Raw genomic sequence first — 23813 nt, forward strand, 5'->3', positions numbered from 1 at the left:
CGGCCGGGGCCGGGCAGACGGCGTCAGACCTCGTCGAGCAGGTCCGCGACCGAGTTGATGATCCGAGACGGACGGTACGGGTACCGCTCCGCCTCGGTGCGGCTGCTGATCCCGGTGAGCACCAGGATGGTCTCCAGTCCGGCTTCCAGGCCGCACAGGATGTCGGTGTCCATCCGGTCACCGATCATCGCGGTGCTCTCCGAGTGCGCGTTGATCGTGTTGAGCGCCGAGCGCATCATCATCGGGTTCGGCTTGCCGACGAAGTACGGCTCCACCCCCGTCGCCTTGGAGATCATGGCGGCGACCGAACCGGCGGCGGGCAGGGCGCCCTCCATGGACGGGCCGGTCACGTCGGGGTTGGTGCAGATGAAGCGTGCTCCGTCGTTGATCAGTCGGACGGCCTTGGTGATCGCCTCGAAGCTGTAGGTGCGGGTCTCGCCGAGCACCACGTAGTCGGGGGCGAAGTCGGTGAGCACGTAGCCGACCGCGTGCAGCGCCGTCGTCAACCCGGCTTCACCGATGACGTACGCGGTGCCGCCCGGACGCTGGTCGGCGAGGAACTGCCCGGTGGCCAGCGCCGACGACCAGATCGACTCCTCCGGCACGTCCAGCCCCATCCGGCTCAGCCGGGCTGTCAGGTCACGCGGGGTGTAGATCGAGTTGTTGGTCAGCACCAGGAACGGCTTGCCGGAGGCACGCATCCGGTTGATGAACTCGGGTGCACCGGGCACCGGCTGGCCCTCGTGCACCAGCACGCCGTCCATGTCGGTCAGCCAACTCTGCACGGGCTTGCGGTCATGCATGATGATCCTCAAAGGTCAGGGGCGTCGGGTCGGCACGCAACAGACGGTCGCGCAGGTGTCCCACATGGGCAGCTCACCCAGGCGGCGGCGCAGTTGCGCGCCGTCCGGGTCGGTTCGCTCGGTGACCAGCTCACGCACCATGGTCACGAAGCGCGGGTCGATGCCCGGGGTGGCTGCCCGTACGAAGTCCAGGCCGAGCTGCTTGGCCGTCTCCAGTGCCTCGGTGTCCAGGTCCCACACGACCTCAAGGTGGTCGGAGACGAACCCGATCGGGCTGACCACCACGCCGGTGGTGCCGTCCTGCGCGAGGCTGGCCAGGTGGTCGTTGATGTCCGGTTCCAGCCACGGCATCTGCGGCGGGCCGGAGCGGCTCTGCCAGACCAGGTCGTACGCCAGGTCGGGGGCTGCGGCCGCGGCCACGAGCCGGGCGGTCTCGTGCAGCTGCGCCTCGTACCGGCCGCCGTGCGGGCCAGCGTTGGCGGCCATGGAGGTGGGGATGGAGTGGGCGGTGAAGACGAGCCGGGTGGTGTCCCGCTTCGCCGGGTCGAGCTGACTCAGGGCCGTCCGGACGGCGTCGATGTGCGGCTCGACGAAGCCGGGGTGGTCCCAGAACTGGCGCAGCTTCTCGATCACCGGGGCGTCCGGGCCGACTGCGGCCCGCGCGGCGGCAATGTCCTCCTGATACTGCCGGCAGGACGAGTAGCCGCCGTACGCGCTGGTGACGAAGGCCAACGCCCGGGTGACCCCGTCGTCGCGCATCTGGGTCACGGTGTCGGCGAGCATCGGGTCCCAGTTGCGGTTGCCCCAGTAGACGGGCAGGTCGAGACCGTGCGCGGCGAAGTCGGCGCGGACGGCGGCCAGCAGCTCGCGGTTCTGCTGGTTGATCGGGGACACCCCACCGAAGTGCTGGTAGTGCTCGGCGACCTCGGCCAGCCGCTCCGGCGGCACGCCCCGACCCCGGGTCACGTTCTGCAGGAATGGCATCACGTCCTCGGGCCGTTCCGGCCCACCGAAGGACACCAGCACCAGCGCGTCGTACGACATGGGTTCATTCTTGCCGGTCGGCCGGGACCACCCGGCGACGCCCCCTGGTCCGGATGCGTGGGTCACGCGAACGGCGGTCGGGGGCGTCGCCGGGGAACGTCAGGAGCCGATGGCGTGGTAGCCGCCGTCGACGTGGACGATCTCGCCGGTGGTGGCCGGGAACCAGTCGGACAGCAGCGCCAGGCAGGCCCGGGCGGCGGGCTCCTGGTCGGTGAGGCTCCAGCCCAGCGGGGCCCGCTCGGCCCAGGCGTTCTCGAACTGGTCGAAGCCGGGGATCGACTTCGCGGCGATGGTGCGCAGCGGCCCGGCGGCGACGAGGTTGCTGCGGATGCCCTGCTTGCCCAGGTGCAGCGCCAGGTAGCGGGACGCCGATTCCAGGCCGGCCTTGGCCACGCCCATCCAGTCGTAGACCGGCCAGGCCTTCGTCGCGTCGAAGGTCAGGCCGACCACCGCGCCGCCGGGGGACATCAGCGGCAGCGCCGCCATGGCCAGCGACTTGTACGAGAAGGTGGAGACGTGCAGGGCGGTCGCCACGTCCTCCCAGGGGGCGTCGAGGAATCCGCCACCGAGGCAGCTCTGCGGGGCGAAGCCGATCGAGTGCACGACACCGTCGAGGCCGTCGACGTGCTCGCGTACCCGGTCGGCGAGGCCGGCCAGGTGCTCGGTGTTGGTGACGTCCACCTCGATGACGGGGGCCGGCTCGGGCAGCCGCTTGGCGATCCGCTCGACCAGGGAGAGCCGGCCGTAGCCGGTGAGCACGACCTGCGCACCGTTCTCCTGGGCGAGCTTCGCCACCGAGAAGGCGATCGAGGCGTCGGTGATGACACCGGTGACGAGCAGCCGCTTACCGGCGAGCAGTCCGGACATCGCAGATTTCCTCCGTAGTCAAAAAGGGGTTAGTGGCCCATGCCGAGGCCGCCGTCGACCGGGATGACGGCGCCGGAGACGTACCCGGCGCTGTCAGAGGCCAGCCAGGTGACCACTCCGGCGACCTCGTCCGGGCTGGCCATCCGGCCGGCCGGGATCGACTTGCGGATCTCCGCCTTGCGGTCCTCGGGCAGGCCGGCCGTCATGTCGGTGTCGATGAATCCGGGGGCCACCACGTTCGCGGTGATGTTGCGGCTGCCCAACTCCCGGGTGATCGAGCGGGCCACGCCGACCAGGCCGGCCTTGCTGGCGGCGTAGTTGACCTGCCCGGCACCGCCGGAGAGGCCGACCACCGAGGAGATGAAGATCATGCGGCCCCACTTGGCGCGAAGCATCTTGCCGGAGGCTCGCTTGGCGACCCGGAACGCACCGGTGAGGTTCGTGTCCAACACGCCGGTGAACTGTTCCTCGGTCATCCGCAGCAGGAGCGTGTCGGCGGTCATGCCGGCGTTCGCGACCAGGACCTCGACCGGCCCCAGCTCGGCCTCGACGGCGGTGAACGCGGCGTCGATCGAGGCGGCATCGGTGACGTCGGCGCGAACGCCGAACAGCCCATCGGGCGCCTCGCCGCTACGGTGGGTGACCGCGACCCGGTCACCCTGCTTGGCGAAGGCCTGCGCGATGGCCAGGCCGATTCCCCGGTTGCCCCCGGTCACCAGCACGGTACGGGCCACTGTTCCCCCTTGCGAAATGCTCAGCACGGACGCGTCGGAGCCTAGGCGCTACCGACAGGTAAGCGCTAACGGGAGTCGCGTCACACTGGGGTACGACACCGAAGTCAACCCCTGGTGGCACGCCTGGTGGGGGTGTCGGCCCGTACCCTCCCGGTGGTGAACCGGCAACCAATCGCCGCGGCCCTGCGGGCGCTGCGGCAGACCCTCCTCGGCCGGGACACCCCGCCCGGCCGACCGCTGCTGGCCCGCTGGCCCCGGCTGGCCCCGTACGCCACCCCGGTCGGCCTGCTCGCCGCCCTCGGCCTCTTCCTGATCACGCTGAGCGTGGAGAGCGGCTGGGGCCTGCCCACGCCGATCGCGGTGCTGTTCGCGGTGTTGACCGTGGCGCCGCTGTTGGCGCTGCCCCGGCGTCCGCTGCTGGCCTGGCGACTCACGGTGCTGGCCCTGCTGATCTGCACGTTCAACGCGCCGGACGACCGGTCCTGGCCGTGGACCCCGCCGCTGGCGCTCGGGTCGGTCGCGGTGCTGGCGGTGGTCGTCGCACGGGTCGACCGGCCGGTGCTGGTCTGGCTGGTGACGATCAGCACGGTGCCGGTGTTTTCCCTGGTCCACCCCGACAACCGGGTCCCCGTCCTGCTGCTGCTCGGCGCGCTGGCGATCGTCGGCGACCTGATCCGACGTAACCGGTTGTCCCGGCGCGCGCTGGCCGAGCAGACCGAGCTGAGCGAGCGGGAGCAGGAGCGCCGCGCGGTGCTGGAGGAACGCACCCGGATCGCCCGTGAGATGCACGACGTGGTGGCGCACCACATGTCGCTGATCGCCGTGCAGGCCGAGACCGCCCCGTACCGGCTGACCGACGTGTCGGCGCCGGCAGCCGCCGAGTTCGTCGCCATCGCCGGCTCGGCCCGCGACGCGCTGACCGACATGCGGCGGCTGTTGGGGGTGCTGCGCAGCGAGTCCGCCAGCCCGCAGATCGCCCCGCAGCCTGACCTGGCCGACCTGGGCGCGATGGTGGACGCGGCACGCCGGGCCGGCCTGCCGGTGACCCTGGACGCCGGGCCGGTGGACGACGGGCAGGTGCCCGCGCCGGTCGGGCTGGCCGCGTACCGCATCGTGCAGGAGGGCCTGGCCAACGCGGCCCGGCACGCGGCCGGAGCCGCGGTGCGCGTCACCGTCCGCGCCGGCCGGTCCACCCTGACGGTACGCGTGCAGAACGCACCCCCCGACGACGTGCGCGCCCCGGACACCGACACCGGTGGCGGGCACGGGCTGACCGGCATGCGGGAGCGGGCCACCTCGCTGGGCGGTACGTTCACCGCCGGGCCGCTGCCCGACGGGGGTTACGCGGTGGCGGCCGAGCTGCCGTACGACGCGGAAGGCGGGGACCGATGATCCGAGTGCTGATCGCCGACGACCAGGCGATGGTCCGGCAGGGCTTTGGCGCGCTGCTCGCCGCCCAACCGGACCTGCAGGTGGTGGGTGATGCCGCTGACGGCGCGCAGGCCGTCGCCGCCGCTCGTCAGCTCGACCCGGACGTGGTGCTGATGGACGTGCGGATGCCGGTGCTGGACGGGTTGGCCGCCACCCGCAAGCTGCTCGGCGACCGGTCGGCGCAGCGACCCCGGGTGCTCATCCTCACCACCTTCGACCTGGACGACTACGTGTACGAGGCGCTGCGCGCCGGGGCCAGCGGCTTCCTGCTCAAGGACGCCCCGGCGGCTGATCTGGTGCAGGCGGTGCGGGTGGTGGCGGCCGGGGACGCGCTGCTCGCCCCAGCGGTCACCCGCCGGCTGATCGCCGAGTTCGCGGCCCGCCCGGACCGCAGCCGGCCGCGCCCCACCGACCTGGCCGAGCTCACTCCGCGGGAGACCGAAGTGCTGCGGTTGATCGCCCGGGGCCGCAACAACGCGGAGATCGCGGGTGACCTGGTGGTGGCCGAGCAGACCGTGAAGACGCACATCGGGCGGATCTTGGGCAAGCTGGGGCTGCGCGATCGGGCCCAGGCTGTGGTGCTGGCGTACGAGACGGGTCTGGTGGCCGCCGGCGAGTAGCCCCGGGGAGCCAGCCCGCAGACGGCTCCCCGGAACGATGACCGAGCGCCGCCCACTCGCGCACGCTCCCTCCGGACGACATTCCGGGAGGAGAACGTGATGCGACGACGAGGTGCCAGCCGTGTGGCGCTGGCCGCGCTGCTCGGCGTGAACCTGGTCCTGCCGACCCGAACCGAGCCGGTCGCGGCGACCGGGTTCGTCGAGGCGTACCCGGTCACCGCGGCGGCAATGCTCGCGGCCGGCCCCCCGTACGCGGACTGGGCGGCCGACGGGCGTCGGTTCTTGATGTTCGACACGCGTGGCGACGGCCGGGCGGTCGAGGTGCTCGGCGACCTGGCCGGCGCGGACCGGATCGCGGTGCTGGTGCCGGGGGTGGGCAGCACCTTGGCCGACTTCGACAGGGGGTTGGGCGGGGTGGCCCGCCGCGCTCCTGCTGTGCAGGCCGGGCAGCTCTACCGGAAGTTGCGGGCGACCGACCCGGCGGCGGGGGTCGCGGTGCTGGCCTGGCTCGGCTATGACCCGCCCGACGGGGCGTTGACGGCCGCTGGCGGTGTCAGCGCCCGGCGCGGCGCGGCGGGGCTGGCCGTGCTGCTGCGGGAACTGGCCGTGCGGCGTCCGGGGGCGACGATCACGCTTGTCGGGCACAGCTACGGGGCGCTGGTGGTGGCCCTGGCGGCGGCGGACGCCCCGGCCCAGGTCACCGACGTGGTCAGCCTCGGCGGCGTCGGCGCCGGGGTGCAGCGCGCCGAGGATCTGCCCGGCGGGCGACGGTTCTGGGCGGCCGAGGCGCCGACCGACTGGATCCGCCGGGTGCCGCCGGTGCGACTGCCCGGCCTCGGCTTCGGCCGTCGCCCCGGCGACCCGGCGTTCGGCGCCCGCCCCTTGCCGGTGGACGGGGTTGCCGGGCACGACGGCTACCTCACGTCGGGCAGCGCCACACTCGTCGCGTTGGCGGAGGTCGTGCTGGACAGCGTCGACGCCGACCGGGTCGGAGACGCCCGGTGAACCGGGACCGTACCGTCGATGCGCTGCGCGCGTACGCCATCGGCGGGGTGGTGTTGGGGCACTGGCTGGTCACCGGGCTGGTGCTGACCGGCGACGGTGGGCTGCACCAGGCCAGCCCGCTGACCGCGTTGCCTTCTCTGGCCCCGGTGACCTGGGTGTTGCAGACGCTCGGGCTGTTCTTCTTCACCGCCGGGTTCGGCTCGACCCGTTCGTTGGCCGGTCACCAGGGCGGCGGGGGCGGCTGGTTGGCCCGTCGGCTGCGCCAGCTGCTGCTGCCGACGGTGGCGCTGCTGGGGGTGGGCGCCGCAGTGCTGCTCGCCGCCACCGTCGTCGGCACCCCGGACGACACGCTCGCCGTCGCGCTACGGCTCGCCGTCAGTCCGATGTGGTTCCTGTTGCCGCTGGTGTTTCTGGTCACGGTGACCGGCCCGCTGCGCTCGGCCGTACGCCGTTGGGGGGTGGTGCGTTGCGTCGCACCGGCGGTGGCCGTGGTCGCGGCGGCGGACCTGATCCTGCGTCTGCTGCCGGCCGGCACCCACCTGCCACCGGTCACCGTGGTGGCGGCCTGGTCGGTGCCGTACCTGCTGGGCGTGGCGCACGCCGATGGGCTGTTGGCCGACCGGAGGGCGGCGGGCACCCTCGCGGGCGGCGGGGCCGCCGTGCTGGCGGGGCTGCTGGCCGTGGGCTACCCGGTGAGCGCGGTCGGAGTGCCCGGGGCCGGGTTCTCCAACCTGAACCCGCCGTCGCTGCTGGCTGTGGCGTTGGCGGTCACGCAGGTCGGGTTGGGGCTGCTCGCTCGGCCGGCGCTGCAACGGCTGCTCGCCCGGCCGCTGCCGGGCCGGGCGGTGACCGAGGTGAACCGGCACGCGGTCCGGGTCTATCTGTGCCACCAGCCGGTACTGGTGGCAGTGACGGCGCTCACCGCCCGCGGCGGGCTGGCCCTGCCGGGGTTGCACACCGTGCCGGACGACCTGGGCTGGGTGCTGGCGCGCTTCTGCTGGCTGCCACTGCTCGCCGCGGTGCTGGTCACGGTCGTGCGGGTCGGTCAGCCTGCGGGTCACCGGAAAGGGCTGCGCCAACCGGGCGGTGGAGGGGTCGTCGACCGGTCGGCCGAGTGCGTCTCGTCGGCACCGCAGGTGTACGATCATCGACGTTCCGGCCCGCCCGACTTGCAGGAGGTGATCGCTGTGCGAGATAGCGATCCTCCCAGTCGTGGCCGGGCCGATGGTCAGCCCCGCTGAGCCACGACTCAGTCTGGCGAGCTGACCCCGCTTCGCTCCCCACCCGCTTCGACTCCGGTCGAAGCGCATGTGCCGCGCCGTCCGTTTCCGGACGGTCGCCGGGAGCTGCCCGGTCACGACTTCGTGTGCGCGTCCCCACCCCTGCGGTCCGCCCCCGCACGCGGACCGTCCAGCCGCCACCCGGAGCCGTCCATGAGCCGCTACGTCGCCCCGCTGGGCTTCACCCTCGCCGCCGTCTGGGTGGCCATCGTCTTCGTGCTGGCCGGCGGCGGTCACTGACCCGCCGCCGGCCCACCGCTCAACTGCCGCTCAGAGCATCCGCTCAACCGCTGCTCAGAGCATCCGCTCAACTGCCGCTCAGAGCATTCTTGACGACCACAGCAGGCTGAGCGCACCGGCGCAGAGCGCCAGCAGCAGCGCCAACCCGGCGTACCACTGGGTCACCTCACGCGGCTCGGTGCGGAAGCCAATCGAGCTGCCCATGTCCTGATAGACCTGCTTCAGCTCGCTCACCGAGGCCGCCTCGTAGAAGTAGCCCTCGGTGGTCTCGGCAAGCTCGGCCAGGGCCAACCGGTCCACCGGCACCCGCTGCAACTGCCCGCCGATGTCGACCTGGCCGGTGTCGGTGCCGAACGCGATCGTGGAGACCGGGACGTTGGCCGCCTGCGAGGCCGCCGCAGCCTCCTCCACCGCCCGCCCGGAGGTGCGGAACCCATCGGAGAGAAGCACGATCCTCGCCGGCGGGATCCCCGCCGCGCCGTCGGCCGGCACCGACCGGATCGCCTCCAGACAGGTGAACACCGCCTCGCCGGTCGCGGTCGCCTCGGCCAGCACCAGCCCGTCGATGGCACTCGTCACCGCGTCCCGGTCCTTGCTTGGCGGCACCAACACGTTGGCCGCCTTCGCGAACGACACGAGGCCCAGGTTGTAGCTTTCCGGCAGCTCACTGACGAACTGCTTGGCCGCCTCCTGAGCCGCCTCCAGGCGGTTTGGTGCCACATCGTCGGCCTGCATCGACAGCGACACGTCGATGGCGAGCATCACGGTGGCCCGCTCCAACGGCTCCTTGGTGTCCACCGCGGGCCGGGCCAGTGCGGTGGCCAGCACCAGCAGGCAGAGCAGGAACGCGGTCGCCGGGACGTGCCGACGCCAGCCGAGCCCCTTCGGTGCCACCGTACGCAGCAGGTCGACATTTGTGAACCGCATCGCATACGCCCGGCGGTGCAGCTGCCGCCAGACGTAGAACGCGGCAAGTGCGAGCACCGGCAGCACAGCCAGCAGCCACCACGGTTGCATGAAACGGATCATCGTGTCGTCCCCCGGGTACGCGCGTGCCGCTGCGCGGCCACGAATCGCACCATGTCAAGCAGCCAGTCTCGGTCGGTACGCAGACGCAGGTGGGCCGCGCCGGCGCCGCGCAGGGCGGCGGCGATCGTGGCCCGTTGGGCGGTCGCGGCATCGGCGTAGCGCTGCCGCAGCCGCGGGTCGGCGGTCTGCACCTCGTGCAGCTCACCGCTCTCCGGGTCGACCACCGGCAACACGCCCACGTCGGGCAACTCCAGCTCTCGCGGGTCGATCACCTCGATCGCCAGCACGTCGTGGCGGACCCGCAGCTTGCGCATCGGCCGGGCCCACTGCTCGGCCGGCGCGAGGAAATCCGAGATCACCACGGCCACCCCGCGCCGGCGAGGCGGACGGTTGAGCATGTCGATCAGGGCACCCAGGTCACCGCGGCCAGGCTGGATGGTGGTGCCGGCGACGGTACGCAGCAGGCCCTGCGCCTCCTTGCGGCCGGAGCGGGCCGGCAGCCGAGTGAGCACACCGGGCCCGGCCGGCGGTGGTGCTCCGCCCCGCCAGCGCCGCGCCGGCGCGGACACGCCGCCGCCGGTGCCGATCACCGCGCCGATCCGGTTGCCGCCGCGCACGGTCAGGTGGGTGATGGCGGCTGCCGCGGCCACCACCACCTCCCGTTTGAGCCATTGCCCGGTGCCGAAGTCCAGGCTGGCGGAGAGATCCAGCGCCAACCAGGTCTCCAACTCCCGGTCCGCGACCGTACGCCGCACGTGTGGTGTCGTGGTCCGTGCGGTGACCGGCCAGTCCATCCGGCGCACGTCGTCGCCGGGGCGGTATTCCCGTGACTCCCCCGCCTCGCTGCCCGGTCCGGGCAGCAGGCCGGCGTAGTCGCCCTGCAACAGACCATCGAGCTTGCGGGTGACGAGCAGTTGCAGCCGGGACAGGACGGCCTCGCTGCGGTCGGAGGCGGGACGAGGGGTGGGTGAGGTCACGGCCGCTGCCCGGGCCAGCCGGCGCCCGGCGGCGGCGCGGTCGTCGACGGGGTGGCCTGCTGCCGGGGCGCGACCGCCGGGAGGGGGATGGTCGACATCACCCGGTGCACGATGTGATCGGCGGGCACGTCGTCGGCGAGCGCGTCGTAGCTGAGCACCAACCGGTGCCGCAGGATGTCCGGTGCGATGTCCTGCACGTCCTGCGGCAGGGCGTAGTCGCGCCCCCGCAGCAGCGCCAGCGCGCGCGTCGCCCGGACCAGACCCAGCGAGGCGCGCGGGCTGGCCCCGTACTGGATCAGTTGCGCGACGTCGGGCATGCCGTGCTCGGCGGGGGCGCGGGTCGCCAGCACCAACCGGACCGCGTAGTCGACCAGGGCGTTGTGCACGAAGACCTGGTCCGCCTTGCGTTGCAGGGCGATCAAGTCGGGTGTGTCGAAGACCGCGGACGGCTCGGGTGCGGCAACGCCCATCCGGTAGACGATCTCCCGTTCCTCCGCGTCGGTCGGGTAGCCCACCACGATCTTCATGAGGAACCGGTCCCGCTGCGCCTCCGGCAGCGGGTAGACGCCTTCCTGCTCGATCGGGTTCTGCGTGGCCATCACCAGGAACGGGTCGGGCACCCGGTGGCTCTCACCGCCGATGGACACCTGCCGCTCGCTCATCACCTCAAGCAGTGCGGACTGCACCTTGGCCGGGGCCCGGTTGATCTCGTCGGCGAGCAGGAAGTTGACGAAGACCGGGCCCAGCTCGACGTCGAACTTTTCGCTCGACTGCCGGTAGATCCGGGTGCCCATGATGTCGGCGGGCACCAGGTCCGGGGTGAACTGCACCCGGGCGAAGGACCCGCCGACGACCTTGGCGAGAGTCTCCACCGCCAGGGTCTTGGCGACCCCGGGCACCCCTTCGAGCAGGCAGTGCCCCCGGGCGAGCAGCGCGACGAACATCCGCTCCACCATCCGGTCCTGCCCGACGATCACACGTTTGATCTCGAACAGCGCCTTCTCCAGCAGGGTGGCGTCCTGCGCTGGCGTGGTCACCGCCGCAGGGGTCTGCGGTGCCGCCCCGTTCGGCGTCGGGGCGTCGGGCATGGTCGGCTGGGCCACCGGTCCTCCACAGCGTTGGTCGGTCGTCGCGGCTGATGCGGTATCAAGACTCGCATGCCTTGCTGAGTGTCGAGGTGGGGAGAAGCCGTTTTTCGCCGCGCCGCCCTCAGCAGCCGAATCACGCGTCACGGGTGCACATGGACCGGGCCACCGCGTGTACGATTCACCCCGTCGCCGGGCGGCTCCCCCCGTGGTCGCCCGGCGCTCAAGCTTCCCGCCCGGCCGCCCTAGACTGGCCGGGATGAGCATCCCCTCCCCCGCCGACGAAGCCCTGGTCTGCTCGGCGCGTGGCTGCCGGGCCACCGCTGTCTGGGCGCTGGAGTGGAACAATCCCCGCCTGCACGACGCCGCTCGGCGCAAGACCTGGCTGGCCTGTGCCGAGCACCGGGGCAGTCTCGGTGATTTTCTGGACGCTCGCGGCTTTCTGCGTGCCGTCACTGGAGTGCCTGGATCGCCTACGCTCGACACGTGAGCACCCCCGGCGCCCCACCGCCTTTCGGACCCGACGCCTCGACGGCTGCACCGATGGCCCGGGGGCCGCTGGAGCCCTGGCCGGACACGGTCCACTGGCAGCCGATCTCCACCGACCTGATCTGGGTGGAGCTGATCCGCCTGGCGGTTGTGGTCGCCATCGGGCTGGCCGGGACGGCGGTCGGCTGGGCGTTGAGCGGCCACTGGCTGTTCGGGCTGGCCGTCGCCATCGTGCTGGTGCTCGGCGTGTGGCGGGCCATCGCGATCGTCCGCGCGGTCCGGGCCTGGGGGTACGCCGAAAGGGAGAACGACCTGCTGGTCCGGCATGGGCTGCTGGTCCGCCGGCTCTCCATCGTGCCGTACTCCCGGATGCAGTTCGTCGACGTCAGCGCCGGGCCGTTGGAGCGCGCGTTCGACCTTGCCACCGTGCAGTTGCACACCGCCGCAGCGGCGACCGACGCCCGAGTGCCGGGGTTGCGCCCGGCGGAGGCGTCCCGGCTACGCGACCGGCTCACCGCGCTCGGCGAGGACCGGGCGGAGGGGCTGTGAGCGCCCGGGTGGGCAACCACCGACCGTGCCGGTGGCCAGCCCGATGAGCGACTGCCCCGCCGAGCCGAGCACCGTGCCACCTGCGGGCCGGATGCCCCACGAGGCTGCACCACCCGCGGACGCGCCCCACGAGCCGGTGCCGTCGGGGGCACCCGCGCCGTGGCCGGCACCCCCGGGCAGTGGCGAGGGCGAGCCCCGGCAACGACTGCATCCGCTCAGCCCGCTACTGCACGGTGCCAAGTCCCTGTTCGTGGTGATCGCCGGGTTGTCCTGGTCGACGCTGTCCCGGGTGGGCTTCGGCTGGTTCGCCGCCATGGTGGCGGCGCTGGCGCTCGGCGCGACCGTGCTGTCGGTGATCAGCTGGTACAACACCGGCTACCACTTGGTGGGCCGCGAGTTGCGGGTGCACGAGGGGCTGCTCTGGCGGCGTACCCGGGCCATCCCGTTGGAACGACTGCAGGCCGTGGAGGTGGTCCGGCCACTGCTCGCCCAGCTCACCGGCCTGGCCGAGTTGCGCCTGGAAGTGGTTGGCGGGGGCAAGACCGAGGCGCCACTGGCGTACCTCGGGGTGGCCGACGCGGCCCGGCTGCGCGAACGGCTGCTGGCGCTGGCCGGGCGGGTGACGCAGCCGAGCGTGCCGGGCCACGCGGCGCCCGCGGTGGTCCCGGGGGCGGCGGCCCCACCGGCGACCACGCCGGGCCGGCCACTGCACGCGGTACGCAACCAGAATCTGCTGATCAGCCAACTACTCACCCCGCAGGCGTTCCTGCTCCCGTTCGGTGTGGCCTTCGTCGTGGTGCAGTTCCTCACCGCGGGGTCGTGGTCGTTCGTCGCGGTGGCGAGCACGCTGACCGCGATGGCCGGTGTGCTGCTGCAACCGGTGCGCCGGGTCCTCGACGACTGGAACTTCCGGCTGGCCCGCGACGACGGCACACTGCGGGTGCACAACGGCCTGCTGGAGACTCGGTCGCAGACCGTGCCGCTGGCGCGGGTGCAGACCGTGCGAGCCACCTGGCCTCTGCTCTGGCGGGTGAACGGCTGGCTGCGGCTGCGCCTGGAGGTGGCCGGGTATTCGGTCACGGAGGCCGACGACCGCAACCGGCCTGATCGGCTGCTACCGGTCGGCGACCTGCCGACGGCGACGATGATCGTCGCCGAGGTGCTCCCAGGGGTACGCCTCGACGCACTCGCGCTGAGCCCGCCGCCGCGCCGGACCCGTTGGCTGCATCCGCTGGGCCGTGCCGCGTTCGGTGCAGGGTTGTTCGAGCAGGTGTTCGCCACCAGGTCCGGGCGACTCACCCGGCAGTTGGTGATCGTGCCGTACGCCCGTATTCAGAGCGTGCGGGTGGTCCAGGGGCCCCTGCAGCGCCGCCTGGGTCTGGCCTCCGTGCACGCGGACACCGCAGGCGGGTCAGGCGCCACGGCCCAGGACCGCGACCTGGCGGAGGCGTGGACGTTGGCGGCCGAGCTGAACGCCCGAGCGCACGCCGCCCGCCGCCCCCTCTAACAGACCGGGACCGGGAGGACTCTCTCGTACATCCTCACTGTCAGTGGTCGGCGGGTACCGCTGGTTGGTCGGTGGTGCTCAGCCCGCGTGGTGCCGGCTGCTTGGCGGCCGACGGTTCGATGGGGTCGGGTGGTGCCCCGGCGGCCGGCTTCACCCCGGCCCTCGGGTGGCGGGCCTGCCAGGCAGCCCAACCGCGCTCCGCCAGCCCGACCACCAGGAAGGTCAGCCCCACGTACGCCCAGCCGACCAGCACGTCGAGCACGTAGTGCTCACCCGAATAGACCAGGGTGAAGGTCATCGCCAGCGGGTACGCGAGCAGCAGCGGCCACCAGCGGCGGCGGGTGCTGGTCAGGAAGAACAGCACCACGAACAACGCCCACGCGGTGTGCAGCGACGGCATCGCGGCGACCGGGTTGGAGGCCATCTGGCCGGCGTTGAGCACGTTGCCGGCGCCGTGCATGCCGAACGCCTTCCAGCCCCGGGTGGAGATCCGGGCGACCTCGGTGAGCAGCCCATTCTGCGCTGCCCACCAGGGCGGGGCGGCCGGGTAGACGAAGTAGGTGATCAGGCCGGCGGCGCAGAGGAAGCCCCAGCGCCGCATGTACGCCGCCCAGCGGCGCCGGTTACGCAGCCAGAGCACCGCGGCGGCGGTCAGCGTCACCACGAAGTGCGAGAAGTACACCCAGCTCGCCGCGATGTCCCACCAGTGCACCTGCGGGTGGTAGAGGTGCTGCTGCAACCAGATGGTGGGCACCTCGCCGCCGGTGGCCCAGCCGAACATGAACCGGTCGGCGACGATCAACTCCATCGCGTGCGGAGTGGCCCCGTTGTCGGCGAACCCGCGCGAGAGGTTGTACAGGGCGAACAGCAGCACCACCGGCACCCAGTCCCGAACGAAGCGCAGGTGACTGCGCCACGGCCGGTCGCTGTTCCAGGCGATTGTCGCGGCCCAGATCCAGACGAAGGCGTAGGTGGGGTCGGTGGGCAGCCCGATGGCCAGCCACGCGGCGAGGAAGGCGACCGCCCAGACGCTCATGGCGATGACACGCCGACGGCCCCCGTCGGCGGACGCGGGCGGGTCGGTCCGGGCGGGGGGCTGGGGGTCAGTCACGACGGCCATCGTCGTCAAGGTTAGCGACGGGGACGGCATCGACCGACGGGGACCACCCGGCGAAGCCATGCACGGGTGGGAGGCGGTCGGTGCCGGGATCGCCGGGCGCGCGCTCGGCGGGCTCGGCGAGCACCTAGGCTGACGAGCATGCAGGAGCAGCCCGAGCCGGCCTTCGCGCCGGGTCTGACCGCCCAGGTCGAGTTGACTGTCACCGACGCGGACACCGCCCAGGCGGTCGGTTCGGGGGACGTACCGGTGCTGGGCACTCCCCGGGCGCTCGCGCTGGCCGAGGCGGCCACCGTCGCGGCCACGGCGACCGGGATGCCGCCCGGATCGACGACCGTGGGGACGCGTGTCGAGCTGGAGCACCTGGCGCCGACCGTCGTCGGCCGGACGGTCCGGGCGCAGGCCCTGCTGGCGACGGTCGACGGTCGCCGGCTGTCGTTCGAGGTCACCGTCAGCGATGGTGACCAGACGGTGGCCCGGGGCCGGGTGGACCGGATCCTGGTGGACCGGCAACGATTCGTCGAGCGCGCCGGGCGGGCGTCGTGAACGCCGGTTTCGTCGAGGTCGCCGACCGGGTGCATGTGCGACGCGAGCCGCTGCTGCGGGTCAACGTCACACTTGTCGTCGGCGATGACGAAGCGCTACTGGTGGACACGCTCTCGTCGGCCGCCCAGGCCACCGAGCTGGCCGCCGCCGTCCGGGCGGTCACCGACCGTCCGTTGACGCTTGTCAACACCCATCACCACTACGACCACTGCTTCGGCAACGCCGTTCTGGCCGGCGACCCGCCCCGCCCGGTGTACGCGCACGAGTTGGCCGCCGCGGCTCTGCGGACGGAGCCGGAGCGGCTGCGCCGGGAGGCGTACGAGGAGTTGCGGACGGAGCACCCGGCGCTCGCCGCCGAGCTGGCCGACACTCCGCTGCTCGCTCCGACGCACACCGTGCACATCGAGACGTCGCTCGACCTGGGTGGGCGGCGGGTGCTGCTGCGGCACCCGGGGCGGGGGCACACCGAGGCGGATCTGGTGGTGCATGTGCCGGACGCGGACGTGCTGGTCGCCGGGGACCTGGTGGAGCAGAGCGGTCCGCCCGCCTTCGAGGACTCGTACCCCTTGCAGTGGCCGGACGCGGTCGCGGACCTGCTGCGGCTGACCACCGCGCGCACGGTGGTGGTGCCGGGCCACGGCGACCCGGTGGACGTCGACTTCGTCCGCGCCCAGCACGCCGAGCTGGTGAGGTTGGCCTGGCTGATCCGGGCCGCGCACACCGGCAGCGCCCCGCCGGAGAGGGTGGCCGCCGAGGCCCCCTTCGGAGCCCGCGCCGCCCTGATCGCCGCCCGCCGCGGCTACAACGAGCTGAACGGCGAGCTCTAGCTCCCGCACCCCACCCCGCCGATCTTGCACTTTCTGCCCCGACAAAGGCGGCAAAGTGGGGCCAAGCGCCGACCGAAAGTGCAAGATCGGCGCGGGAGGGGCGTGGGGCGCGGGAGGGGCGCGGGGAGGGGCGCGGGGAGGGGCGTGGGGAGGGGCGTGGGAGGGGTGTCAGGTTGGGAAGCGGCGTTTTACTTCGGCGCGGGTGGGCATGGCGGTGGCGCCGCCCGGGGACTCGCAGACCAGACCCGCCACTCGCAGCGCGAACGCCACCCGCTCGACCCAGCCTCCCGGGTCGGCCGGTTCGCCGTCTCGCAGCAGGTCGGCGATGAGCGCGGCCATCACCGAGTCGCCGGCACCGGTGGCATCGATCGCGTTGACCTTCGGGGCCGGCACCCGGACCGGGTCGGCGTCGGCCGCGGCCACCACCGCACCGGCCGCGCCGAGCGTCACGACCACCGTGGCGGCCCCCAGCTCGCGCAGGTACGCCGCCACACCTTCGACCGGTTCACCCGGGTAGAGCAGCCCCGCGTCGGCGGCGCTCAGCTTGACCACGTGCGCGCCTGCGGCGAACTCGGCCACCACCTCGCGCAGCCCTGCCAGCGCGGCCGACCCGCTCAGCAGCCGGGGACGCACGTTCGGGTCGAAGACCCGCAGACCGGTGGCGAGTGACCAGGCACGTCGGGCCGCGGCCAGCGTGCCGGGTTGGAGCAGCACGATCGAGCCGCAGTAGAGCACGTCGGCGCCCTCCAGCAGCGCGAGATCCAGGTCGTCGGGGCCGAGCAGGCCGTAGGAGGCCGGCTCGCCGTAGAAGCGGAAGTCGGGTTCCGGCCCGGCGTACGTGACCACCGCGAGCGTGGTTGGCGCGGGCACGGTGACCGCGCCGGCCACCCCGACGTCGGCTGAGGTCAGGAAGGCGCGGATCCGGCCGCCCAGCACGTCGTCGCCGAGTGAGCCGACGAACTGTGCCGCACCGCCGAGTCGGGCAACCCCGACGGCGACGTTGAGCGGCCCGCCGCCGATCGCCTGCCGGTAGACCCGCTCCCCGTCGCGCTCACTGTCGAGCAGGTCGACGAGCGCCTCGCCGAGCACCACCGCGTATCCCATGCCGATCCTCTCGTCGCCAACCACCACCGGCCGCCGCACGCCGAGCCGATCGCCGTGGCACCAGGCTGGCACAGCGCGCGGCCCGGTGGGCACGGAAGGCGGTGCAACGACGCGCGTTACCCCGGCTGGTGGATCGGCCCGTCGAGTGCCGCCAGCGGGTGGCCGCTGCCGCCCCAGCGGGCCGCGACGATCTGCGCGGCCACACTCACCGCGGTCTCCTCCGGTGTACGCCCACCGAGATCCAACCCGATCGGGGAGGCGAGCCGGGCGAGTTGCGCCGCACTGAGCCCCGCCTCGCGCAGCAACTTGTGCCGCTCGTCGTGGGTGCGCCGTGAGCCCATCGCACCGACGTACGCCAGCGGGTGGCGCAGCGCCAACTCCAGCAACGGCACGTCGAACTTCGGGTCGTGGGTGAGCACGCACACCACCGTCCGCCCGTCGACCCGGCCGGCTTCCAGCTCCGTCCGCAGGTAGCGGTGCGGCCACTGCACCACCACCTCGTCCGCCTCGGGAAAGCGCCGTGCGGTGGTGAAGACCGGCCGGGCGTCGCAGACGGTGACCCGGTAGCCGAGGAACGCGCCGATCCGGGCCACCGCGGCGGCGAAGTCGATCGCCCCGAAAACGATCATCCGGGGTGGGGTGGCGTACGCGGTCACGAAGAGGCTGATGCCGCCGCCTCGGCGCTGCCCGTGGTATCCGTACCGGAGCACCCCACTGTGGCCGGCGGCGAGCAGCCCGAGGGCGTCGACGCTCACGGCGTCGTCGAGTCGGTCGTCGCCGAGCGAGCCGATCGACCGCCGGCCGGTCAGCACCAGCCGCCGACCCAGCCGCTGGGCCGGGTCAGCCGGCGCCGCGGCCGGTAGGTCACCGGCATTGGCCGCCACGCAGGTGACCACGGCCGCTGGTTGGCCGTCCCGCCGGGCGGCGGCGACCGCGTCCAGCGCTGGCAGGGCGCTGGCGTCGACGCGCTCCACGAACACGTCGAGGATCCCACCGCAGGTCAGACCCACGGAGTACGCGTCGTCGTCGCTGATCCCGTACCGGATGAGCTCGGGTGCGCCGGTGTCGAGCACGCGGCGGGACCGTTCGTAGAGATCCGCCTCGACGCAACCGCCGGAGACGCTGCCGGTGACCGTGCCGTCGGCCGCGACCACCATGGTCGCGCCGGGCGGCTGCGGCGCGGACTGCCAGGTCGCCACGACGGTGGCCAGTGCGACCGGCTCCCCAGCGCGGCAACGGCGGTGCACCTCGTCGAATACGTCCGGCACCGGCTGCCGCCTCTCCGTTCCGTCATCCCCGTACGCAGGATATGGCGTCCACCGTCAACCAGCGGGTCTTCACATGTATCGAGGAACGACTATTGCGGGGAGGCCACGCGGCATGGTGGGATGACGCATACCGGGCGGTGCGAGGGCTGTCGCGTCGCCGGTTGCCGGGTTCATTGGGCGCGAGGGCACCGGTCCAGGACAGGACCGTCGATGGCGCACGTCCACCGGCCGATCTCCCGCCGGAGCACGTCGCCGTGATCGTCGCGCCGCGCACGACAGCGGGGCGACCAGGCCACACCCCACCCGATTGCGGCGAGGCGGCTCATCCAGCGCGCCTCGCGAGTCAGGAGAACCCGTGAACCGTTCCCGTACGGCCGCGTTGCTCATCGCGGCCGTGACCCTCGCGCTGGGCGCTGTCGCCCTGACGTCCAGTCCCAAGCCGGCCGCCGCACACGGTGCGGCGATGACCCCGGGCAGCCGTACCTACCTGTGCTGGCAGGACGGTCTGAGTCAGACCGGTGAGATCAGGCCGAACAACCCCGCGTGCTCCGCCGCGGTGGCGCAGAGCGGCGCGAACTCGCTCTACAACTGGTTCAGTGTGCTGCGCTCCGACGCCGGCGGCCGGACCACCGGCTTCATCCCCGACGGGCAACTGTGCAGCGGCGGCAACACCGGTTACCGCGGCTACGACCTGCCCCGCACCGACTGGCCGTTGACCCACCTGACCTCCGGGGCGCGGTTGGACTTCCGGTACAGCAACTGGGCGCACCACCCGGGCACGTTCTACTTCTACGTGACCAAGGACAGCTGGAGCCCGACTCGCGCGCTGGCCTGGAGTGACCTCGAGCAGCCGTTCCTCACGGTGACCAACCCGCCGCAACGTGGTGCCGTCGGCACCAACGACGGGCACTACTACTTCAGCGGCAACCTGCCGTCGGGCAAGAGCGGCCGGCACATCATCTACTCCCGCTGGGTGCGCGCGGACTCGCAGGAGAACTTCTTCGGCTGCTCCGACGTGACCTTCGACGGCGGCAACGGCCAGGTGACCGGGGTTGGTCCGGGCGGCTCGACGCCGGGTCCCACCGCGACCCCGACCTCCCCGACGCCCACCCCGACGTACTCGACGCCGGGGCCGACCACTCCGCCCCCGTCCACCACCCCGCCGCCGAGCACCACCCCGCCGCCGTCCGGCGGTGACTGCATGGCGGTCTACAAGGTGGTCAGCGCCTGGCAAGGCGGCTTCCAGGGCGAAGTCATGATCATGAACCACGGCAGTACGCCGTTCTCCGGCTGGACCGCGAGTTGGGCCTGGCCCAACGGGCAGTCGATCAGTCAGATCTGGGGGGCCACACAAACGTCGTCCGGATCGTCGGTGACGGCGACCAACGTCGCCTACAACGGCACTGTCACACCGGAAGGCACCACAACGTTCGGCTTCCTAGCGAGCACCACAGGAACGAACGGCCTCCCCACGGTGACCTGCGCCCGCCGCTAACACTAGTTGATCAAGAGGTTTGCGTCACCGGAACAGCTCCGGATGACGCAAACCTCTTGATCAACAGGGTGGGGCTGGGGTCAGCGGACCATGCTGCCGACCACCGGCTTCGTAAGCAGGGCGGACTGGTTGCGCTGGATGCCCGGGTCGAGGGTCTTGGCCACGAAGATGGCGTGCCAGATGCAGAAGATCAGCACCGTCCACACCTTGCGGGAGTGGTCGGCCTCCTCCCGCTTGTGCTCATCGAGCAGCCGCAGCGCGTACGACAGGTCGAGCAGGTCACCCGCACCCGAGGTGCTCAGCACGTGCCGGGCCCACTCGTACATCTCGCCGCGCAGCCAGACCCGGGTGGGGGTCGGGAAGCCCAGCTTCTTGCGGTTGACGATCGCCGGCGGCACGACACCCTGCAACGCCTGACGCATCGCGTACTTCGTGGCGTCGGAGCGCGGCGGCAGCTTCAGGTCGACCGGGATCTTCGCCGCGACGTCGAAGACGGCACGGTCGAGGAACGGCACCCGCACCTCCAGTGAGTGCGACATCGAGATCCGGTCGGCCTTGACCAGGATGTCGCCCCGCAGCCACGTGTAGAGGTCGACGTACTGCATCTTGGTGACGTCGTCCAGCTCCGTGCACTCGGCGTAGATCGGGGCGGTGACGTCGGTGTAGCGCACCGAGGGGTCGTAGCGCCGCATCAGGTGCTGCTTCTCCTCCTCGGTGAACATCCGCGCGTTGCCGTAGTAGCGCTCCTCGATCGGGGTGGTGCCGCGCTCCAGGAAGCTCTTGCCCTTGACCCCCTGCGGGATCGCCTTGGAGACCGCGCGCAGGCCCTTCTGCACCCCGCCGGGCAGACCGTTGACGGTCCCCAGCGACAGCGGCTCCCGATAGATCGTGTAGCCACCGAAGAACTCGTCGGCGCCCTCGCCGGAGAGCACCACCGTCACATGCTCGGCGGCCTTCTTGGCCACGAAGTAGAGCGGCACCAGCGCCGGGTCGGCCACCGGGTCGTCCAGATGCCAGACGATCTTCGGCAGCGCGTCGATCATGTCCTGCGGACCGATCTTGGTGGGGATCGTGGTGACATCCAGATGCCGGGCCGACTCCTGGGCGACGTCGATCTCCGAATAACCCGGGACGTCGTAACCCACGGTGAACGTGAGGATGTTCGGGTTGAACTCCCGGGCCAACGCGACCACCGCGGTGGAGTCGATGCCGCTGGACAGGAACGAGCCGACCGGCACATCGGAGCGCATGTGCATCCGCACGCTCTCCCGCAGCGTCTCCCGGATCTCGTGGTACAGCTTCTGCTCGTCGTCGACCGGCGCCGGCCGGAACACCGGCCGATACCACCGGCGTACGTCGATCCGCCCGCCCGGGGTCCAGTTCAGGTACTCCCCGGAGCCGATCCGGCTGATGCCCTTGTGCAACGTCCCGGGCTCGGGGACGTACTGCAGGGTCAGGTAGTGGCTGAGATTGGCCGTGTCGACACCCGCGTCGCCCTGGTAGCTGCTGTGCGCGAACGGCAGCAGCGCCTTCTTCTCCGACGCCAGGTATAGGCCGTCGGCGGTCTCCAGGTAGTGCATCGGCTTGATGCCGAAGTAGTCGCGGGCACCGAACGCGCGCCGCTCCCGCCGGTCCCAGATGACGAAGGCGAACATGCCCCGCAGCCGGGTGAGCACCTGCTCACCCCAGAAGTGGTAGCCCGCGACAATCACCTCACCGTCACCGGCGGTCGCGAACTGGGCACCGAAGTCCCTGATCAACTCCTCGCGCAACTCGATGTAGTTGTAGATCTCACCGTTGAAGGTGAGCAGGTAACGACCGTTCGCGTAGGGCAGCGGCTCGTGGCTCGACGCGACGTCGATGATGGCCAGCCGCTTGTGGGCGAACACGCCGTCCGCGTACCGGCCGGAGGCGTCGCCGACCACCTCGACCCCGGTCTCGTCGGGGCCGCGGTGGTGCAGGCATTCCAACGCTCCGGCGATGTGGTCGCGGTGCGCGGCGGCGTTGCCGTTCGCGCTGAAGAAGGCCAGAAGTCCGCACATGGTGGTCATCTTCCCACGCGCGCTGTCGGCCCGTCGCAGCCGTCCGTCGATCCGCCCGCCGGGGGCGTCACCGCGAACCGGGCGCGCGGTACCGTCGGGATCGGCAACGAAGCGGAGGGAGCGGCGCAATGACCGAGGGACAAACCGACGGTACGCCGACAGACGGCACGGAATCGCACGATCCGGACTTTCCGGAGGCGTTCCTGTCGTTCATGCGGCAGGGCTGGCGCGACACCGCGCTCCCCGTGTCGCCCCGACCGGAGACGCCCAACTACGCCAAGCGGCGGGCGGCGCTCTCGGCGGCGTTCCCCGGCGAGACGCTGGTGATCCCCACCGGCACCGAGAAGGTCCGGGCCAACGACACCGACTACCCGTTCCGGCCGGGCAGCGACTTCGCCTACCTGACCGGCGACCACGACGCCGACAGCGTGCTGGTGCTGCGCCCAAACGGCTCAGGGCACGACGCAATGCTGTACATGCGGCCCCGCTCGTCCCGGGAGACCGACGAGTTCTTCCGCAGCCGTAACGGCGAGCTGTGGGTGGGCCGGCGGCACACGCTCAGTGAGAAGTCGACCGAGCTGGGTCTGCCCACCGCCGACCTGACCGGCCTGGAGGCGACGCTCGCCGACCTGGCACCGGGGCGTACCCGGGTGCTTCGCGGGTTCGACGCCCAGGTCGACGCGGCCGTCCGCCCGTACGACGGTGCCCGCGCCGATGGGCAGCCGGCCCGGGACCGGGAGTTGGCGATCGCCATCTCCGAGATGAAGCTGGTCAAGGACGAGTGGGAGATCGGCCAACTCCAGGACGCGATCGACGCCACCGTACGCGGCTTCGAGGACGTGGCCCGGATCCTGCCGGCGGACCGCGCCGTCTCGGAGCGGCTGCTGGAGGGTGTCTTCGCGCTGCGGGCCCGACACGACGGCAACGACGTCGGGTACAGCTCGATCGTCGGTGCCGGCGAGCACGCCACGATCCTGCACTGGGTGCACAACCACGGTGCCACCCGACCGGGTGACCTGCTGCTCATGGACATGGGTGTCGAGGGCCGAAACCTCTACACCGCCGACGTGACGCGGGTGGTGCCGGTGAGCGGCCGGTTCACCGCCCTGCAGCGCCAGGTCTACGACATCGTGTACGCCTCACAGCAGGCCGGCATCGAGGCCATCCGGCCGGGTGTGAAGTTCAAGGACGTCCACCTGACCTGCATGCGGGTGCTCGCCGAAGGGCTGGCCGACCTGGGTCTGCTGCCGGTGAGCGTGGACGAGGCGATGGACGACAAGTCGACTGTCTACCGGCGCTGGACGCTGCACGGCTTCGGCCACATGCTCGGCATCGACGTGCACGACTGCTCGAACGCGCGCAAGGAGACGTACCGCGACGGCGCGCTGGGAGAGGGTTACGTGCTCACCGTCGAGCCGGGTCTGTATTTCCAGCCGGAGGACGAGCTGGTCCCCGCCGAGCTGCGTGGCGTCGGCATCCGGATCGAGGACGACGTGCTGGTCACCGCGACCGGGGCGGTGAACCTGTCGGCCGGACTGCCGCGTACCTCCGACGAGGTGGAGACCTGGCTGGCCGAGCAGCGTGAGGCGGGCCCCCGCCTGCCCGGCTGACACTGACGACCGGCGAGTGCGGCCGGCGAGGCCCTGGTCAGGCGTGCTGCGACGTCGACCAGGACCTTGCCGGCCGCACGCCCTTCGACAACGCCGTGAGCTGCGCGGCTCCCGCAAGCCGTGCGGACCGGTAAGCCGGCGCGA

The 23813-nt window shown here is 72.0% G+C and carries 23 protein-coding genes; 12 read left to right on the plus strand and 11 right to left on the minus strand.

Going from position 1 to position 23813, the window contains the following annotated elements; translation table 11 throughout:
- Positions 1–23 precede the first annotated feature (23 nt).
- The 4 genes from ACLQ28_RS18790 to fabG all read right to left on the minus strand — a co-directional run bounded on the left by ACLQ28_RS18790 (position 24) and on the right by fabG (position 3448).
- Complete coding sequence (locus ACLQ28_RS18790) at positions 24–803, minus strand: HAD-IIA family hydrolase (protein WP_425687567.1); 780 nt, start codon at positions 801–803, stop codon at positions 24–26.
- A 15-nt stretch (positions 804–818) separates the two neighbouring features.
- On the minus strand, positions 819–1847 hold the full coding sequence (locus ACLQ28_RS18795; protein ID WP_425687568.1) for a ferrochelatase: 1029 nt from the start codon (positions 1845–1847) through the stop codon (positions 819–821).
- A 99-nt stretch (positions 1848–1946) separates the two neighbouring features.
- Positions 1947–2714, minus strand: coding sequence for an enoyl-ACP reductase FabI (gene fabI / locus ACLQ28_RS18800; RefSeq protein WP_425687569.1), 768 nt, complete (start codon positions 2712–2714; stop codon positions 1947–1949).
- Between the two features lie 29 nt (positions 2715–2743).
- On the minus strand, positions 2744–3448 hold the full coding sequence (gene fabG, locus ACLQ28_RS18805) for a 3-oxoacyl-ACP reductase FabG (RefSeq protein ID WP_425687570.1): 705 nt from the start codon (positions 3446–3448) through the stop codon (positions 2744–2746).
- Positions 3449–3604: 156 nt separating this feature from the next.
- Between fabG and ACLQ28_RS18810 the strand changes: the two genes are divergently transcribed.
- From ACLQ28_RS18810 to ACLQ28_RS18830, 5 genes are all read left to right on the plus strand, one after another.
- Complete coding sequence (locus ACLQ28_RS18810) at positions 3605–4840, plus strand: sensor histidine kinase (RefSeq protein ID WP_425687571.1); 1236 nt, start codon at positions 3605–3607, stop codon at positions 4838–4840.
- Positions 4837–5499, plus strand: coding sequence for a response regulator (locus tag ACLQ28_RS18815; RefSeq protein ID WP_425687572.1), 663 nt, complete (start codon positions 4837–4839; stop codon positions 5497–5499). Before ACLQ28_RS18810 ends, ACLQ28_RS18815 begins: the two co-directional genes overlap by 4 nt.
- A gap of 99 nt (positions 5500–5598) precedes the next feature.
- Complete coding sequence (locus ACLQ28_RS18820) at positions 5599–6504, plus strand: alpha/beta hydrolase (protein ID WP_425687573.1); 906 nt, start codon at positions 5599–5601, stop codon at positions 6502–6504.
- The gene (locus tag ACLQ28_RS18825) at positions 6501–7745 is read left to right on the plus strand and encodes an acyltransferase family protein (protein WP_425687574.1); all 1245 of its coding nucleotides are present in this window, start codon (positions 6501–6503) and stop codon (positions 7743–7745) included. The genes ACLQ28_RS18820 and ACLQ28_RS18825 overlap by 4 nt, the downstream gene beginning before the upstream one ends.
- Before the next feature lie 69 nt (positions 7746–7814).
- Positions 7815–8024: a hypothetical protein gene (locus ACLQ28_RS18830; RefSeq protein ID WP_425687575.1), complete on the plus strand. Its 210-nt coding sequence runs from the start codon at positions 7815–7817 to the stop codon at positions 8022–8024.
- A gap of 78 nt (positions 8025–8102) precedes the next feature.
- On the opposite strand, the gene ACLQ28_RS18835 is transcribed toward ACLQ28_RS18830, so the two are convergent.
- Genes ACLQ28_RS18835 through ACLQ28_RS18845 form a run of 3 tightly spaced genes read right to left on the minus strand, consistent with a single transcriptional unit; the run spans position 8103 to position 11133 of the window.
- Positions 8103–9053 (minus strand): VWA domain-containing protein, encoded by a 951-nt coding sequence (locus tag ACLQ28_RS18835; RefSeq protein ID WP_425687576.1) that lies wholly within the window; start codon positions 9051–9053, stop codon positions 8103–8105.
- Positions 9050–10048 (minus strand): DUF58 domain-containing protein, encoded by a 999-nt coding sequence (locus ACLQ28_RS18840; RefSeq protein WP_425687607.1) that lies wholly within the window; start codon positions 10046–10048, stop codon positions 9050–9052. The genes ACLQ28_RS18835 and ACLQ28_RS18840 overlap by 4 nt, the downstream gene beginning before the upstream one ends.
- Positions 10027–11133: an AAA family ATPase gene (locus tag ACLQ28_RS18845; protein ID WP_425687577.1), complete on the minus strand. Its 1107-nt coding sequence runs from the start codon at positions 11131–11133 to the stop codon at positions 10027–10029. The genes ACLQ28_RS18840 and ACLQ28_RS18845 overlap by 22 nt, the downstream gene beginning before the upstream one ends.
- Positions 11134–11374: 241 nt before the next feature.
- Between ACLQ28_RS18845 and ACLQ28_RS18850 the strand changes: the two genes are divergently transcribed.
- Genes ACLQ28_RS18850 through ACLQ28_RS18860 form a run of 3 tightly spaced genes read left to right on the plus strand, consistent with a single transcriptional unit; the run spans position 11375 to position 13660 of the window.
- Complete coding sequence (locus ACLQ28_RS18850; protein WP_425687578.1) at positions 11375–11605, plus strand: hypothetical protein; 231 nt, start codon at positions 11375–11377, stop codon at positions 11603–11605.
- Between the two features lie 53 nt (positions 11606–11658).
- Positions 11659–12153, plus strand: coding sequence for a PH domain-containing protein (locus ACLQ28_RS18855; protein WP_425687608.1), 495 nt, complete (start codon positions 11659–11661; stop codon positions 12151–12153).
- 43 nt (positions 12154–12196) lie between these two features.
- Complete coding sequence (locus tag ACLQ28_RS18860) at positions 12197–13660, plus strand: PH domain-containing protein (protein WP_425687579.1); 1464 nt, start codon at positions 12197–12199, stop codon at positions 13658–13660.
- Between the two features lie 40 nt (positions 13661–13700).
- On the opposite strand, the gene ACLQ28_RS18865 is transcribed toward ACLQ28_RS18860, so the two are convergent.
- Entirely contained in the window at positions 13701–14780 is a 1080-nt protein-coding gene (locus tag ACLQ28_RS18865; RefSeq protein ID WP_425687580.1) for a phosphatase PAP2 family protein, read from the minus strand.
- Positions 14781–14918: 138 nt separating this feature from the next.
- Here ACLQ28_RS18865 and ACLQ28_RS18870 point away from each other — a divergent pair, with 138 nt between their 5' ends.
- Both ACLQ28_RS18870 and ACLQ28_RS18875 read left to right on the plus strand, forming a co-directional pair.
- Positions 14919–15323 (plus strand): thioesterase family protein, encoded by a 405-nt coding sequence (locus ACLQ28_RS18870; RefSeq protein ID WP_425687581.1) that lies wholly within the window; start codon positions 14919–14921, stop codon positions 15321–15323.
- Positions 15320–16150 (plus strand): MBL fold metallo-hydrolase, encoded by an 831-nt coding sequence (locus ACLQ28_RS18875; protein ID WP_425687582.1) that lies wholly within the window; start codon positions 15320–15322, stop codon positions 16148–16150. The genes ACLQ28_RS18870 and ACLQ28_RS18875 overlap by 4 nt, the downstream gene beginning before the upstream one ends.
- 168 nt (positions 16151–16318) lie before the next feature.
- Here the strand turns inward: ACLQ28_RS18875 and ACLQ28_RS18880 are convergent, their stop codons facing one another.
- Together ACLQ28_RS18880 and ACLQ28_RS18885 are read right to left on the minus strand one after the other, a co-directional pair.
- On the minus strand, positions 16319–17254 hold the full coding sequence (locus tag ACLQ28_RS18880) for a carbohydrate kinase family protein (RefSeq protein WP_425687583.1): 936 nt from the start codon (positions 17252–17254) through the stop codon (positions 16319–16321).
- Positions 17255–17370: 116 nt separating this feature from the next.
- On the minus strand, positions 17371–18522 hold the full coding sequence (locus ACLQ28_RS18885) for an XdhC family protein (protein ID WP_425687584.1): 1152 nt from the start codon (positions 18520–18522) through the stop codon (positions 17371–17373).
- Positions 18523–18877: 355 nt separating this feature from the next.
- Here ACLQ28_RS18885 and ACLQ28_RS18890 point away from each other — a divergent pair, with 355 nt between their 5' ends.
- The gene (locus ACLQ28_RS18890; protein WP_425687585.1) at positions 18878–20017 is read left to right on the plus strand and encodes a lytic polysaccharide monooxygenase; all 1140 of its coding nucleotides are present in this window, start codon (positions 18878–18880) and stop codon (positions 20015–20017) included.
- Positions 20018–20097: 80 nt separating this feature from the next.
- On the opposite strand, the gene asnB is transcribed toward ACLQ28_RS18890, so the two are convergent.
- Positions 20098–22059: an asparagine synthase (glutamine-hydrolyzing) gene (gene asnB, locus ACLQ28_RS18895; RefSeq protein ID WP_425687586.1), complete on the minus strand. Its 1962-nt coding sequence runs from the start codon at positions 22057–22059 to the stop codon at positions 20098–20100.
- Positions 22060–22187: 128 nt separating this feature from the next.
- Here asnB and ACLQ28_RS18900 point away from each other — a divergent pair, with 128 nt between their 5' ends.
- Positions 22188–23669 (plus strand): aminopeptidase P family protein, encoded by a 1482-nt coding sequence (locus ACLQ28_RS18900; protein ID WP_425687587.1) that lies wholly within the window; start codon positions 22188–22190, stop codon positions 23667–23669.
- Positions 23670–23813 lie beyond the last annotated feature (144 nt).

This window comes from Micromonospora sp. DT201 (genome assembly GCF_049841575.1).
GTDB lineage: Bacteria > Actinomycetota > Actinomycetes > Mycobacteriales > Micromonosporaceae > Micromonospora.

Coding starts and splice junctions, on each gene's coding strand:
- ACLQ28_RS18860 (WP_425687579.1), top strand. CDS start 12,197: ATGAGCGACTGCCCCGCCGAGCCGAGCACCGTGCCACCTGCGGGCCGG.
- ACLQ28_RS18865 (WP_425687580.1), bottom strand. CDS start 14,780: ATGGCCGTCGTGACTGACCCCCAGCCCCCCGCCCGGACCGACCCGCCC.
- ACLQ28_RS18850 (WP_425687578.1), top strand. CDS start 11,375: ATGAGCATCCCCTCCCCCGCCGACGAAGCCCTGGTCTGCTCGGCGCGT.
- ACLQ28_RS18855 (WP_425687608.1), top strand. CDS start 11,659: ATGGCCCGGGGGCCGCTGGAGCCCTGGCCGGACACGGTCCACTGGCAG.
- ACLQ28_RS18795 (WP_425687568.1), bottom strand. CDS start 1,847: ATGTCGTACGACGCGCTGGTGCTGGTGTCCTTCGGTGGGCCGGAACGG.
- ACLQ28_RS18820 (WP_425687573.1), top strand. CDS start 5,599: ATGCGACGACGAGGTGCCAGCCGTGTGGCGCTGGCCGCGCTGCTCGGC.
- ACLQ28_RS18835 (WP_425687576.1), bottom strand. CDS start 9,053: ATGATCCGTTTCATGCAACCGTGGTGGCTGCTGGCTGTGCTGCCGGTG.
- ACLQ28_RS18870 (WP_425687581.1), top strand. CDS start 14,919: ATGCAGGAGCAGCCCGAGCCGGCCTTCGCGCCGGGTCTGACCGCCCAG.
- ACLQ28_RS18900 (WP_425687587.1), top strand. CDS start 22,188: ATGACCGAGGGACAAACCGACGGTACGCCGACAGACGGCACGGAATCG.
- ACLQ28_RS18880 (WP_425687583.1), bottom strand. CDS start 17,254: ATGGGATACGCGGTGGTGCTCGGCGAGGCGCTCGTCGACCTGCTCGAC.
- fabI (WP_425687569.1), bottom strand. CDS start 2,714: ATGTCCGGACTGCTCGCCGGTAAGCGGCTGCTCGTCACCGGTGTCATC.
- ACLQ28_RS18790 (WP_425687567.1), bottom strand. CDS start 803: ATGCATGACCGCAAGCCCGTGCAGAGTTGGCTGACCGACATGGACGGC.
- asnB (WP_425687586.1), bottom strand. CDS start 22,059: ATGTGCGGACTTCTGGCCTTCTTCAGCGCGAACGGCAACGCCGCCGCG.
- ACLQ28_RS18815 (WP_425687572.1), top strand. CDS start 4,837: ATGATCCGAGTGCTGATCGCCGACGACCAGGCGATGGTCCGGCAGGGC.